At 51.9% G+C, this 14,677-nt stretch carries 11 protein-coding genes; 4 read left to right on the forward strand and 7 right to left on the reverse strand.

Features of this window, described 5'->3' with window-relative positions; all coding sequences use genetic code 11:
- The first annotated feature begins 117 nt into the window (after nt 1–117).
- Nucleotides 118–2,475 carry a caspase family protein gene (locus tag ACM1PF_RS06650; protein WP_416673380.1) on the forward strand — a complete coding sequence of 786 codons (2,358 nt, stop codon included), beginning with the start codon at nt 118–120 and terminating at the stop codon, nt 2,473–2,475.
- 14 nt (nt 2,476–2,489) lie between these two features.
- On the opposite strand, the gene ACM1PF_RS06655 is transcribed toward ACM1PF_RS06650, so the two are convergent.
- A complete protein-coding gene (locus tag ACM1PF_RS06655; RefSeq protein WP_416673383.1) occupies nt 2,490–2,651 on the reverse strand; it encodes a family 2 glycosyl transferase in 162 nt (53 codons plus the stop codon).
- Between the two features lie 309 nt (nt 2,652–2,960).
- Between ACM1PF_RS06655 and ACM1PF_RS06660 the strand changes: the two genes are divergently transcribed.
- Nucleotides 2,961–4,091 carry a geranylgeranyl reductase family protein gene (locus ACM1PF_RS06660; RefSeq protein ID WP_416673386.1) on the forward strand — a complete coding sequence of 377 codons (1,131 nt, stop codon included), beginning with the start codon at nt 2,961–2,963 and terminating at the stop codon, nt 4,089–4,091.
- 8 nt (nt 4,092–4,099) lie between these two features.
- On the opposite strand, the gene ACM1PF_RS06665 is transcribed toward ACM1PF_RS06660, so the two are convergent.
- Entirely contained in the window at nt 4,100–5,176 is a 1,077-nt protein-coding gene (locus ACM1PF_RS06665; RefSeq protein ID WP_416673389.1) for a hypothetical protein, read from the reverse strand.
- A 380-nt stretch (nt 5,177–5,556) separates the two neighbouring features.
- Here ACM1PF_RS06665 and ACM1PF_RS06670 point away from each other — a divergent pair, with 380 nt between their 5' ends.
- On the forward strand, nt 5,557–6,402 hold the full coding sequence (locus ACM1PF_RS06670) for a peptidoglycan-binding protein (RefSeq protein ID WP_416673391.1): 846 nt from the start codon (nt 5,557–5,559) through the stop codon (nt 6,400–6,402).
- A 772-nt stretch (nt 6,403–7,174) separates the two neighbouring features.
- Here the strand turns inward: ACM1PF_RS06670 and ACM1PF_RS06675 are convergent.
- The 4 genes from ACM1PF_RS06675 to sufU form a co-directional block, all read right to left on the reverse strand.
- Nucleotides 7,175–8,377: an aspartate aminotransferase gene (locus ACM1PF_RS06675; protein ID WP_416673394.1), complete on the reverse strand. Its 1,203-nt coding sequence runs from the start codon at nt 8,375–8,377 to the stop codon at nt 7,175–7,177.
- A gap of 110 nt (nt 8,378–8,487) precedes the next feature.
- On the reverse strand, nt 8,488–9,681 hold the full coding sequence (locus ACM1PF_RS06680; RefSeq protein WP_416673396.1) for an iron-containing alcohol dehydrogenase family protein: 1,194 nt from the start codon (nt 9,679–9,681) through the stop codon (nt 8,488–8,490).
- 127 nt (nt 9,682–9,808) lie between these two features.
- Complete coding sequence (locus tag ACM1PF_RS06685; RefSeq protein WP_416673398.1) at nt 9,809–10,333, reverse strand: Ycf51 family protein; 525 nt, start codon at nt 10,331–10,333, stop codon at nt 9,809–9,811.
- Between the two features lie 10 nt (nt 10,334–10,343).
- Nucleotides 10,344–10,811, reverse strand: coding sequence for a Fe-S cluster assembly sulfur transfer protein SufU (gene sufU, locus ACM1PF_RS06690; protein WP_416673401.1), 468 nt, complete (start codon nt 10,809–10,811; stop codon nt 10,344–10,346).
- Nucleotides 10,812–11,264: 453 nt separating this feature from the next.
- Between sufU and ACM1PF_RS06695 the strand changes: the two genes are divergently transcribed.
- The gene (locus ACM1PF_RS06695; protein WP_416676586.1) at nt 11,265–13,895 is read left to right on the forward strand and encodes a GAF domain-containing protein; all 2,631 of its coding nucleotides are present in this window, start codon (nt 11,265–11,267) and stop codon (nt 13,893–13,895) included.
- A 13-nt stretch (nt 13,896–13,908) separates the two neighbouring features.
- Here the strand turns inward: ACM1PF_RS06695 and ACM1PF_RS06700 are convergent, their stop codons facing one another.
- Nucleotides 13,909–14,352 carry a hypothetical protein gene (locus ACM1PF_RS06700; RefSeq protein ID WP_416673403.1) on the reverse strand — a complete coding sequence of 148 codons (444 nt, stop codon included), beginning with the start codon at nt 14,350–14,352 and terminating at the stop codon, nt 13,909–13,911.
- Nucleotides 14,353–14,677: the final 325 nt, after the last annotated feature.

Here is a 14,677-nt window from a genome sequence, read left to right on the forward strand (position 1 = left end):
AATTGAGTCAAACTGGAACGCGAGATTTCCTCATCGAGTCGATCAACCAGGAGTAGACAAATCGTATAGTGGTTCATAGCACAGGGCTTCTGTCCCATTTAGTGGTGAAATAGAGGCATGGGACTCAGACGACGAACTTTCTTACAGCGATCGGGAGTAGTACTGGCTGCACTGGGATTAAGTGAAGCTGGGTTATTAGCGTTGACAGACCGTTATCAGCAGGCTTTGGCCCAACCCACCCGTCGAAAACTGGCATTGCTGGTGGGAATTAATCAGTATCCAGAGCAGGCGTGTGATTGTGTACCAGTTCGGGGGACAGCCCTGAACGGTTGCCTGACCGACGTGGAATTGCAGCGAGAACTATTAGTGTATCGCTTTGGGTTTAATCCCACTGATATAGTGGCTCTGACGGATCAGAAAGCAACGCGAGATGCGATCGAGGATGCCTTTCGGTTTCACCTGATTGAGCAAGCCAGTCCCGGCGATGTGGTTGTCTTTCACTTTAGCGGGTTGGGCAGTCGGGTTCAGTGGACGGGAGCAGGTGAAGATGAAACAGGAAACACACTGGTTCCGGTGGATGGGACGTTATCCACTGAAGACAATGCTGCTATCAATGACATCCCCCACGAAACCCTGGGGTTACTATTGCGATCGCTCAATACTGAAAATGTAACAACGGTTCTGGACGCGAGCTACACTAACCTGGGACGCACCTTTCAAGGCAATCTACGAATTCGCTCTCGACCCAATGCACCGAGCGGTAGATTACACGAAACCGAACTGGCTCTTCAAGAGCGGCTCATGGCTGAATTGAAAGTGTCGAAGGCGCAAATTCAGGCACAGTGGCGATCGGGTCAATTACCAGGCACGTTGTTGTCAGCGACTCGGCAGCAGCAGGTAGCGACCGAAGGACAGTGGAATGGATTTTCGGCGGGGCTGTTTACCTACGCCCTGACGCAGCAACTTTGGTGGAGCACTCCAGCCACCACCGTACGAACCAATTTGACGCTAGCGACTGGAACGGTGCGGCAGTTTGCTGGGGTGGAACAGTTGCCTGCCTTGAGCGGACAGAAGGTTCAGAATCAGCGAGTTTCTGCCTATTATCTGTCCCCTGCCACACCGGATGCAGATGGGGTTGTGCGGGCAGTGGATGAAGATGGCAAAGTGCAGTTATGGCTGGCAGGATTGCCCACCCCTGTGCTGGAAAATTATGGCACCTCAGTCCTGTCGATCGTTCATCCCGCTTCAGATCGTCCCCCTGCAGCAGAGATCCAGTTGCCCGACACGCCGCCTGCCAGTTCTAGCCCCGCGTTCAGTCCTACTGAACCCCCAACGCCAGAAGCATCTCCCCCTGAGCCTGCGACGACTGCAACCCTATCCACACCGCTGCTGCAAATTCGTTCCCGTGATGGTCTCACCTTTAGGGCGCGCCCTTGCTGTGGCGATCGATCGATTGATCTTCACCCAGGTCAGTTGGTGCAGGAAGCCGTTCGGCTATTGCCACGGAATATTGGGCTGACGGTTGCTTTAGATGCCAGCCTGGAGCGGATTGAGCGGGTCGATGCGACGAGCGCCTTTTCTGCGGTTCCCAGAGTATCTTCTGTGATTGCTGGGGAACCCGCTGACTTTTTGTTTGGTAAAACCCTCCCCAATTCCCCCGTTTCTCCTACCCTGACCGCCTCTCTGACTCCTACCCCCGTCTCGCTTAAGCGGGGCTATGGTTTATTCTCTTTAGGACGAGATGCAATTCCTAACACGCTAGTTCAGGAAGAGGAAGCCGTTAAAACCGCTATCAACCGGATCACGCCTCAACTTCGCACCTTGCTGGCTCTCAAACTGCTGCGACTCACAGCCAACCGGGGATCCTCGCGTCTACCGATCCATGCCACGCTGGAAATAACCGATCCTCAGGAGCGGATTGTGATGCAGCAGGAAACGGTACGAGGACAGCCTGCAAAGAGGCGAGAGGCGAAGGCGCGGGTGTATACGGCTGATTTGTTCACCGGGGATGGCGCAATTACAATTCCTACGGGCAGTCGGATCCGCTATCGTTTACAGAACAATGGTGAGCAGCCAGTTTACTTCATCTTGCTGGGGTTGGATACTAGAGGCAACCCGATCGCCTTCTTTCCAGCCTTAGAGAATAATCTGATTCCTCCAGGGGAAACGGTCATTGTGCCCCAGGCAATTTCCGAATGGGTAATTCAAGATCCACCCGGATTAGTTGAAACCCATCTGGTATTCAGTCGATCGCCCCTGACTCAGTCCTATGCTGCCCTCAAGTCTTCTTCTAAGGAGAGCCGCCAGATTGGAGTGGTTCACAATCCCTTAGACCTTGCCCAGACGATTTTGCAAGATCTCCATGCCGCCAGTGCAGATATTTTGCCTAAAATTGACCTTCCTACCGATACCTATGCCTTAGATGTCAATGCCTGGGCAACGCTGGGCTTTCTCTATCAGGTCAGTGAAACTTGATTGGAGGCATGATCCTAAGCAACCTGATGACCCCGAACCACGTAGGCATAGTGAAGTGGATAGCCATTGACGTTATAGAGGGCATCTACCCAGCGAATAGCAGTTTCCCGATTTTTGAAAGAGCGCAGGACTCGTTCGCTGCCGTTGGCGTATTGAATACAGAGTTGCCAGATCATCCCTATCTCCTCTTAAAACCACACTTACTGTTTGGGGCAGTTCCCACACCCAGGCTGATTCAGCATTAAAATCACGGAGGCTCAGTGCAACGGGTTGTTGACTCGATCCTGTTGTATCAATGCTTTATCCGTTCTTCATCGATATCCTACTGGCTTTACATAAACTTTGCATTCAGTACAACTGGGGAATTCCGCTTCTGGTTTGGATACGATGGATAACGGTGAAGATACGATCAGCAAATACCGACCGCTTCTGGGTTGGTGACAAATTCCCTTGGAAATTGGCTAACGGAGGAGTGATCCACCTTTATGTACGACTGCATTATTGTAGGAGCTGGCCCCGCTGGTGGTAGCGCAGCTTATCATCTGGCGAAACGAGGGCGATCAGTTCTAGTGATTGAAAAAGAAGCACTCCCACGTTACAAACCCTGTGGAGGTGGAGTGTCTCCCCAGGTGGCAGAATGGTTTGATTTTGATTTTAGTCCTGCCGTTTCCCTCAAGGTCAATGCCATTCGCTATACCTGGAAAATGGGCGATCCGGTGGATTCAAGCCTGGACAACATGGAACCGATCTGGATGGTGCGGCGGGATGTGTTCGATCACTTTTTAGTTCAGCAGGCCCAGAAACAGGGGGCTGAACTCAAGGACAGCCTGGAGGTTAAGGGGATTGAGTTCCAGAGCGATCGCTGGCAGGTCAATACAGTAAACGGCAGTTTTTCAGGTCGTTATTTAATCGCTGCGGATGGGACGAAGGGGCCAACGGCAAACTGGCTGGGGTTCAAACAGCGCAAACGGCGGCTGGCTGGGGCATTGGAAGCGGAAGCTCCGGTGGAGAATGGTTCCCAGGTGATTCACTTTGATTTTGGTATGGTCAAGAACGGCTATATCTGGAACTTTCCCAAGGCAGACGGCTATTCCATTGGCATTGGCACCTTCCGAGGCGGCGAACCCCAGGACTTCAAGCAAATCTTAACGGAGTACGCCAAAACCTTTGATGTCTCCCTTAGCTCGTGTAAGCAGTATGGCCATCCGATCGGACTATGGGATGGAACCCAGACGTTGCACACTCAGAATGCAGTGCTGGCCGGTGAAGCGGCCTGTGTCGTTGATCCCTTTACGGCAGAGGGGATTCGTCCCTCTATATTTAGCGGGGTGAAAGCGGCAGAGGCGATCGATCGGGCTTTGTCGGGGGATGCCAATGCCCTGGAACACTACACGGAAATCATCAATCAAGAGTGGGGCGATGACATGGTGTGGGCCCAGCGGCTCGCCCAGGTGTTTTATCGAGTTCCAAATGTTGGCTACAGGCTCGGCATCAAGCGGCCTTCAGCGACGGAACGGATGGTGCAAATTCTCTCTGGGCAATTACGGTACAGTGATGTTGCAAATCGAGCTTTAAAGCGGTTGAGTTCAGGATTGATTCCGGGAATGAGGGGGTGAGCTGCTGCTTACTGAAGATAGGCGGGTAAATCAGGTCGAGGACGAATCAGATCCGGTAAGGCCGTCACCATCTCAGGGCTTTGAGACGGCTGATAAACCCCTGACCATGCGGCGAAGAGTCGATCGGCTTGTTCAATCAGCTTTGATTCAGACGGCAGATTCCCCACTATAGGTTGTGTTCCTACTCCATTCAACCTCGTTCGCCAGCCGATCGGTAATCCAGCCACGCTGTTGTAAACACCCGATAAAGCTCCCACCAGACAGCAAACGATCTGAGGATGGGAAGTTAGACGGATCGATCGTCGCAGGGAGAGCTGGAAGAAGTTCGGTGTGCTAAGAAACCCGTATAGGGCCATCGCAATGGGGGCGGGATCGATCGCTGGATTTTGGGAAACTGGCATCAGGCTTTTTATCATTGCTAAACCATAACCCTGTTCCAAACAACTCTGAACTTGCTGCAATTGCTGGGTTAGGAGGAAATCTCGATCGTGCAAATCCAGATCGGTTAACAAACGGGGGATCAGGTCATGGGGGTGGAGCTTTTCTTGAAGCGCCAGGGCGAGGGTGTATCCAATCACGATCGCTCCCGTTGCCAGGTTTGCTGAGTGCTGCCTGCGGGTCATGGATGGTTCAGTGATGGTCTGTTCAATCCGGTGGGGGAGATGGCGAAGATGGTCGTGGTGAAAGAGGGCGATCGGGATGGTTGTAATCGCCAGGCTGCCCTGAACTGAAACCGTAATCGGCTGCCCCTTCGCATCCAACGGAACGCTTTCTGCCCTATCCTCCAAATGACTGGAATTACATGGATCACCATCTTTTGCTTCAGAAAGCGGTTGCACCAGGTCTTCTGTTTGTTGAATCAGGAGCTTGCCCCAGCCGTTCTGAGATCCCCAGTCCTTCTTTGCGATCGGATCGATCCGATCTGAAGGAGGAAATTCCCACAGTTTTTCCCTTCGACCGGGAATAGAGGACTGGGCAGAGGAGAGAGCGGCGTTCGGGCGGATTGAGTGGTCAGTACCAATCATTTCCCCAATGGCTGCCCCCAGGAAGGCTCCTCGAAACCGATCGCGCAGTGAATATTGCATTCTCTAAGGGTCAAACTCTAAGGGTCAAACAAAATGATCAAGGCAAGTGGAACTCAGAAACAAAATCCGCGTCGGTCATACCGAAGCCAGCATCACTCGAAGCGATACAAATTATGAACGATGTTCCCAAGGTGAAAAGTTGGGGTATAAAGTTGGGGTCTGAACGGGTTTCCCTTGCAGTTCGTTACGATTAGCCTTTAATCTGCCAAAAGATTGAACCACATTTTGGGTTCATTGGAATATTGCTTGGAATTTGAACAGTCCGCCGACCCGTTGCCAGAGCTATGCGTATTCGACTCCCAATCCCTACCCTCAATTCTCAGACTTCTAGTTCTCGTCCTCCCAGTTCCTTGTTTACTCCTATCTTATTGAGATTGTTCTTGAGATTGTTCAAAATTACCCGCATTAGCCATTTACCGATCGCATTGTTGCCGATCGCGCTGTTGGTGTTTAGCCTGGGACAGATTCCTGCCAGTAGTCAATCCCCTGAGGTCAGCGATCCAGCCAGCGATCCGGTTACGGAACCCGCCCCCGCAACCTCTCCTTCAAACCGGATTCGTCCTACCCTCACCTTAGGCAGTGAAGGGGATTCAGTTTCAGAACTACAAGCCATGCTGAAACTGCTGGGATATTATTCGGGGGCTGTGGATGGAGTTTATCGGGCAAGTACGGCGGCGGCGGTTTCTGCCTTTCAGCAAGCAGTAGGACTACAAGCCGATGGCATTGCTGGCCCGGATACCTGGGGTCGTCTTTTGCCACCCTCTCCTCCTGCGGATACAACGGCAACGGCTTCTGAACCAACGACCTTTCCTTCACCCACGATCGCACCTGGATCCGTCCCTACGAGTTCTACCCCCAGTCCCAGTCCGGTTCCGCCTGCGAGCCCTACTCCACTTCCTGCCGCGAGCCCCACTCCTGTTGCTCCGGCACCTACCGAACCGTCTCCTCCCGCCACCCCAGATAGCCCAGCTCAACCAGAACAAAGGGCGGACGAACAAGCTGCTCTCGTGGACATTGATTTACCCATTTTGCGGGTTGGGATGCAGGGGCCAGCAGTGGCTCGCTTACAGGATCGGCTGACGGCATTGGGCTTTTTTAACGGCATCATTGACGGCATTTTTGGATCAGAAACCCTGGCGGCGGTTCAGTTGGCGCAACGGAATTATGATCTGGAACCAGATGGAGTCGTTGGCCCAGCCACCTGGACTGTTCTACTACAGCAATAATCCAGCCACCACAGTTCTAATGCGGCAAACCTATCAGCGACACAGAGACAGCGATCGCACCTGGTTGCGGCAACCTTTGGTACGGAAAATTCCCTGACTGTGATGATTGCGGTTTTTTACTCAAAGATAAACTTCAGTTAATGATGAGCAAGTTTTGTTAATAGGGCTTTAACCGGTTGGGGGAGGGTGTTATCTTAAATTCATGGCACAGAAATCAATACATCAACAACCCAAAACCAGCTAGATTAAAGCCCTGTGTCTCCCGCTCTTAGTCTAGGCGTAGCACTCCTCGCTACAGCGAAATGCACCCTTAATGAACGTGAGATTGCGTCTAGCCAAATGCAAAAGTTACCTCCTGAGGCATGCAAGGCACGCACCACTGTAGCTCTATAGTCTCCTAAGAGACGGGGCATTCTGAGCTGTAGGCAATTGAAGCTACGATTTTTGTTCACCAACTAGTAACTATTTTGCTCACGTCCACTCGTAACCTTAAGTTTAGTAGATTCGATCGTTTCAATCGTTTCAATCAACATCTACAATGGGGCTGACACTGGGTTAGCCTCATTTGACGTTTTTAGGAGTCAATTTTTAGGAGTAAATTCTTCCCAAACTTCAGGAAGGGGATATCGCTTCATTTCCTGCTCCCTTCCCTGATTGCAAAATTTTCAGGCGCGATGCCTGCGCTACGGATTCTCTTTCCCGTTTCCTGGCAGACAAGATGCCCGGGCTACGGATTCTCTTTCCACTCCCTACTCCCTACTCCCCACTCCTCCTACTGCGAAACCAATTCCGTCTGATAGCGAATTCCTGCCTGCCGGAACCGATCGAGTGCCTGTTGCAGGCGATCGCACTCCGCAATCAAGCTGATCCGCACATACCCTTCTCCTCCCGTTCCGAACGCATTACCCGGAGTCACAACAACCCCCGTTTGCTGGAGGACAGAAAGCGCGAAATCCGTTGAGCTAGTATTGGGTGGGCAGGGAACCCAGAGATACATGGTGGCTTTAGTCTTGGGAACCGTCCATCCCAGTTCGGCCAGTCCTTGAATCAGAAAGTCGCGGCGGCTGCGGTAGCGGGCCTGAACTTCGTGGAGGTAAACATCGGGCAGTTGCAGGGCCGTTTCAGCGGCAGCCTGGAGAGCCGTAAAAATGCCGTAGTCCAGATTGGTTTTGAGGGTACGTAACCCCTGGATGATATGGCGATTACCGACGACAAAGCCAACCCGCCATCCGGCCATATTGTAGGTTTTGGATAGGGTGTGGAACTCTACGCCGATTTCCTTCGCCCCAGGAATCTCTAGCAGGCTGGTGGGCTGATAGTGATCGAAGGCTAATTCTGCATAGCACAGGTCGTGAACCAGCAAGATTTCGTGCTTCCGAGCAAAGGCCACAATGTCCTCGAAAAATTCACGGGGAGCAGTGGCGGCCGTTGGGTTGTTGGGATAGTTGAAGTAGAGCACCTTCGCCTGTTGGGCAACGGAATCGGGAATGGCTGCCAGATCAATCAACCAGTCATTTTCTGGCTTGAGGATCAGAGGATGAATCTGTCCGCCTGCAATCAATGGCCCACGAAAATGCGCTGGATAGGCCGGGCTGGGCACCAAAACCAAATCCCCAGGGTTAATATAGGCGATCGCCAGATGGGTTAACCCCTCCTTTGATCCCAGCAGGGGCAGCGCCTCACCATCCGGATCCAGCTTCACCCCATACCGCCGAAAGTACCAGTCGGTAATTGCCCCCCGAAAGTTAGCCGTTCCCTCAAACGGAGGATACCCGTGGTTGGCTGGATTCTGTAACGCAGCGATCGCAGCTTCCACTACGGGTTGAGGCGTGGCCCCATCCGGATTGCCCATTCCCAGGTCAATCAGATCTAAGCCTTGCTCTCTGGCTCTGGCCTTTAACTCATCCAGGCGAGCAAATACGTAGGGCGGCAGGGTATTCAGGCGATCGGCAGGTGTAATCCAGTCGAGAGTCATAGTTTGGTTAGGGAGTAGGGAGTAGGGAGTGGGAATAGGGAGTAGGGTAGAGGCAAGGCACGTTCGTTGAACAACTCCGAGGAACCGATCGCCCATACAGGGAGTAGGGTTTAATCCAAAGGAGCGGGTTGAGGCTGGGATCTGAAACTGGATTCCTGGGAACGGATATCTGTGGTGGGGGCTGTAGTGGAAACCATTGCGGCCATGAGTTGGGTGGGGGTGACTTCAAAGGGCAGATGGTGGAGATCGGAACCGGGACGGCAGGCCACTTCGGCCGATCGTTGCAAATCGGCCAGGGTGACATCCAGCAAACCCAAGTCCGCCAAACTCTGGGGCAGACCAATCTCCTCATAGAACTTGAGCAGTTGTTGCCGGGCGGTAGTAGCCAATAGATTACCCTGAATCATTTCCTCTAGCCGTAACTGCACCAAGATCCCGTAGGCCACCTTTTCGCCGTGCAGGGTGTGGTGGCTCTGGAGCAGGTGGGTGAGTCCATTGTGAACCGCATGGGCCGCCACGGTACGGCATTGCGCGCCGCCCAATCCACCAATCACTCCCGCCATTAACACAGAGGCATCTACTACATCTCGCCAAACCTGGCTACCGGGAGACTGGAGGGCAGCCGTAGACTTCTGGAACAGTAAATCTCGCAGGACTCTGGCTTGCTGAACGGCCGCAACGATCAGGCTTTGCTCAGAATGCCCACTGCTGATAGAGGCTTCATACCACTTGGCCAGGGCATCCCCAATTCCTGATACCAGGGTGCGTCGGGGAGCTGTCTGAATCAGGTCGTAGTCCAGGATCAACAAATCGGGGCACTTCGCCAATCCCACATCATATAAAAATGAACCCTGTTCAGAATAGACATTAGAAAGGGCTGTCCATGCAGCACAGGTGGCAGCCGAAGTGGGGATAGTCACGATGGGTAAGTGACCCTGGTGAGCTACCAGTTTCGCTGCATCTAGTGCTTTGCCTCCTCCCACACCAATCAATAGATCGGCTTGATGGTGAGAAACCGCTTGACGCAACTGATTAAGGCTGGTTTCACTACAGTCTTCGCCGTAGGAAGCTTGAGCCACCTGAAGGGACTGTTGGGCTAACGCAGGTTCCAGAAACGGTTGCACAACGGACAGGGTTCGATCGCCCCCCACTACAAGAGGACGCTGACCCAGCCGCGCGATCGCTTCTCCCATTTGAGACAGAATACCAGCCCCCCGAACCACCTGAGCTGGAGCGATGCTCAGGGTCAGGAAAGCAGGCGAAGGGGCAGTTGAAGGTGGAACGGAAAGAGAAATGTCTGTCATGGCGAAAACATAAATCCCCACCTAAAGGGATTAAGGCAGGGTAAAGATTACTTTACTACACTCATCTGGATCGATCCTAATTTGTTCCACCCCAAATCGTCTTTTCGACATGAGCCGTCCCAGGAAGCTAGGATTCGGCAGATTTGGGTAATTTGGCTAAATTATTCTGAAAAATCTCAATGTCCATCTGCTCATCCTCTCGATTCACCAGCGATCGCTTGACCTGGCCCAGGTAGAGCGGTTGAGATAGACCGGGTTCTGGATGAATAATTGTTCTGGCGCGAATTGTCAGCATTTCATTACTTTGCCCCCCCAAACGGCCGTAGGAGTACAGATCGCTGGCCGCTTGCTTCAGGGTGGCGGTTAGCTCAGATTCAGTAATGGCAGGAGGAACCACAATCACTGCCTGGGTTGCGCCCGAATCAAACACCGTTGTAAACCGTACGGCTCCGGGAATGACGGTTCGGGTAAACGGAACAATCCCCAGGGCAAACAATCCTGCCGTGAGGACGAGCAAAAATCCGGTTGCGCCCACTAAACGAAAACGTATTCCCCACTTGAAGAGAAACCCCAGGACAGCAATCAGTCCAAAGGCGATCGTGGTGATCCCTGCCCACTGGGCATAGGTTAGAAAAGCATCAGTCGTTAGCATAGGTTCCTTTTCACTCGTTGCTGACAAATCCGGCGGGTTCGGCTCCTTGGCGTTCCAGGGCCGCCTTCAGGGTATGCCAGGACAGATTGGCGCATTTAATTCTAACGGGAAATTGGGCCACACCCTGCATCACGTTGAGTTTGCGTAGCTCCTGGGGAAATTCTGCTTCTCCCCGCATCATGGACTGAAACGTTTGCACCATTTCCAGGGCTTCGGTGACGCTCTTACCCTTGAGCGCGTCTGCCATCAGATCCACCGAGGCCATCGCAATGGCACAGCCTTCACCCTCAAACCTGACATCTTCAATGGAATCGCCCTCGGCGTTCAGCTTCAGTGTTAGCTCGATCGTGTCCCCACAGGAGGGATTGTGCCCTTTCTGCTGGCGATCGATGGGAGTTGTACGTCCCCGATTTCGGGGTTTCTTGTATCGTTCTAGAATGACCTGTTGGTAGAGGTCACGTAAGTTATTTAAGGACATGACCAAACGCTAAGATTCACCATTCCTCCTTGATCCTAGCAGCGAGCGGTCAGAGAAAGAATAAAGCTGCTACTCTTCTTTTGGTTTTGGGCACTATGGGTTTGGGTTTGTACTTGTGTTTTCCGTTCAGTGCCGCTCTTTGTGCTGCATTTTGTATGGACTGTTGCTCATGTAGTTTGGAATAACCAGATATAGTTATGGTCAGGTCGGTTAATTAACCTGCCTGAATTGACTGAACGGTTAGCGATGCTGGCTTCTGGTTATTGCTCTAAGAGCACATTCCTAAATGTGTCTACTCCTATCCTGGAAGCTCTTTGAGCTGAAGCAACTATGAAAGCCGCTCCCTTTCCGTCTCCCTTTCCCCAGGACTCTACTGGTAATCTAGCACCGAGCGATCGGGCATCTGTGACTGAAGTAGCCACTCAAAAACTGGCGTTGGGGGTTGCTGCGGCCATGGGACAGGTGATTGATGTAACTGTGCATTTAGATAACGTGACACACCCTACAGCATCTACATCGCAAGTACAATCGTCGGACGAAGCGGCTGTTTCGTCCCCTAATCAGAACCGTCAGACAGGTTCCAATTCAGGTGGGGCGTTAGCAACGGGCGGGGGATCGTTTTCGACCTTCCTGGCTCCGCTGACTCAGGAAACCTTTAAGCAGGTCGTCAGCGATGTGGAGCAGAAGCTGATCGTGATGAACCAAACCCTGTCGATGTTGGATAATGTCCTCAGTTCTAAAGGGTTTGATGCCATCCTGAATGAAATGCTGCGATCGATCACCCTGAAAATTGGTGAGCTGCTCAATGCCGATCGAACAACGATTTTTTTGCTGGATGAAGAGAAGGACGAGCTGTGGTCGATCGTTGCCAAGGATGAGAGCGGTCATAATTTGGAACTGCGTGTACCCAAAACCCTGGGCATTGCTGGAGAGGTTGCCACGACGAAATCGGTTGTTAATATTCCCTACGATTTTTACAACGATCCCCGCTCCAAAACGGCCCAGGTGATTGATAAGAAAAATCATTACCGCACCTACACGATGCTGGCGATGCCCCTGTTGGATGAGCAGGGAGATTTAGTGGCAGTGGTGCAGTTAATCAACAAGCTGAAGGGGACTCACGATCGCCAGGATCCCCTGGATGAAAAGATTGATTTAGCTGGGTTCACTGCAACTGATGAGCAAGTGTTCCGCGACTTTGCGCCGTCGATTCGGCTGATTCTGGAGTCCTCTCGATCGTTCTACAAGGCTTCCCAGCAGCAACGGGCCGCCTCGGCCCTGATGAAGGCCACCAAGGCCCTGAGCCAGAGCAGCCTGGATCTGGAGGAAACCCTGAAGAAGGTCATGGATGAGGCCAAAGAGCTACTCCAGGCCGATCGCAGTACGTTGTGGTTGTTAGATCGGCAGCAGCATCAGCTCTGGACGAAAATTCCAATTAACGATCATCTGGAAGAAATTCGGATTCCTATGGATGCGGGTTTTGCTGGGCAGGTGGCCATGTCGGGCGAACCCCTGCTGATTCCCTTTGATCTGTACGAGCATCCCAACTCTGATACGGCCAAGGAAACCGATCGCAAAACGGGATACCGGACGTGCAGTATGTTGTGTATGCCAGTGTTTAATGCCGACGGGGAACTGATTGGCGTGACTCAACTGGTCAATAAGCAAAAGCAGGGAGAATATCCCCCCTACAATCCTGAAAACTACCCGGAAGCGCCGGACTGTTGGAGAGCCAGCTTCAACCGCAATGATCAGGAGTTCATGAAGGCGTTCAATATTCAAGCCGGGGTAGCCCTACAAAACGCCAAACTGTTCGCCACGGTGAAGCAGCAGGAACAAATGCAGCGGGACATTTTGCGATCGCTCTCCAATGGCGTAATTTCAACGGATAAAGAGGGCAGAATCATTGCTGCCAACGAGAGTGCCAGGGAAATCCTGGGACTGGAACCCTTCGATCCCCTGGAGGGACAGAAAGTTTCTGAACTCATCCACATCGAAAAGGGCGATTTTGCTAAATGGTTTAACGTTGCCCTGGATGCGCCGGATGATAAGAGCCGCCAGCAATACTATCCGGATCAAACGCTGCAAACCGTCAAGGGAGAGGAACAGCACAGCGTCAACCTGTCGATTAACACGATCGCCGATGCCAATGACAGTACTCAGGTGTCGGGGGTGCTGGTGGTGATGGATGATATCAGTGATGAAAAGCGGCTGAAGAGTACGATGTATCGCTACATGACTCAGGAACTGGCGGAACAGCTGATTAGCAGTGGCGCGAATTTGGGTGGCGAACGCAAGGAAGTATCGGTGCTGTTCTCCGACATCCGTAGTTATACGACGCTGACGGAAAGCATGGAGGCGGAGGAAGTCGTCACGATGCTGAATGAATACTTTGAGACGATGGTGGATGCGGTGTTCCAGTATAAAGGCACGCTGGACAAATACATTGGCGATGCGATTATGGCGGTGTATGGTGCGCCGTTGAACATGGACACCCATGCCTGGATGGCAGTGCAGACTGCGATCGAAATGCGCCATCGTCTAGTCGATTTTAATTCCCGGCGGATAGAAACACAGAAAATTAAAATTGGCATTGGTATCAACTCGGATTATGTGATTAGCGGCAATATTGGCTCAAACCGCCGGATGGAGTTTACGGCGATCGGGGATGGGGTGAACCTTGGCTCTCGGCTGGAAGGGGCCACGAAGCAATACGGCACAGACATCGTGATTAGTGAAAGCACCTATGAACCCTGCCGCGATCGAATTTGGGCTAGGGAGCTGGATTTGATTCAGGTGAAGGGGAAAAATAAGCCAGTCCGAATTTATGAATTATTGGGTTTTCGCTCTGACCCACTACCGAATGAAAAGAAGCGGGTGATCGAACTCTATGATCAGGGACGGGAATTTTATCTGGAACGGAAATTCAGCAAAGCGATGATGGCTTTTGGCACCATTCTGGAAGAGATTGATCAGGAGGAGAAATCTGCAAAGCTTTACCTCAAGCGTTGCCAGCATTGGTTGGATCATCCCCCTACGGATGAGACATGGAAGGATGGAGTCTGGAAACTGGAGGAGAAATAGGGGCAGTTTTGCGTCAGTCAGTCGTTAAGGGTGGCAATATAGTGGGGCAAAAGCTCTTACAGAATTCATCAGGAATTTCTACCTGAGTAAAGTAGGTTACTCCTTTGTGAAAAAGCATCAGAGCAGCCCAATAACCTCCATGCTCAGACTGGAATACAGAAGCACTACTCATTTCTCTAATTCGCATCCTAGAAGGGATCGTTGCTGTTAGGTGCTCAATTCTCCCATCGGCAAACACAGTTAAAATTTCTTCCGCTTGATACTCATCTCCCTTCTGCAAAAAGTGCATTGTCATTGCAGGGTGCAAGGAGTAATTGTGGGGGTCTGAAAATATAGAGGTTGACTCAAGATTGGTAATCTCATCAGCATTATTTGCCAGCACCTCTTTGGCAAGAGCGATAATCTCGTTAGCTGGAACACTATTAACCTTGTTTGGCACGAAGTCAAATAACGGCATTGCGTGTACTTCAATCACTGTTTACAACTACTGATTATGGATAACCAATAAGAATTTGGTGAAGCAGTTTTCCACCTTACCATTTCTCCCAGACTACGACTTAGCTTTCACCAGATTTGTAAGCGATCGGGTCAGCACCATGATACCGAAGTGATGAGAATCGCCTCTGCCGAGGATCCAATCTCCCCACCAGTTCCATGCTCCCGCTGCCCAAACTCCTTATCAGTGCTGTCTTGGTGGTGATAGGTCGTAGAGTTGGCGAACTGGAAAAACTCACCGGCGTTGGCAGTTGCCGAGCGATCGCGGTTTTGAGGGCTTTGAACCT

The organism is Egbenema bharatensis FJBBOT/2019 (assembly GCF_048077055.1).
GTDB classification, from domain to species: domain Bacteria; phylum Cyanobacteriota; class Cyanobacteriia; order Elainellales; family Elainellaceae; genus Egbenema; species Egbenema bharatensis.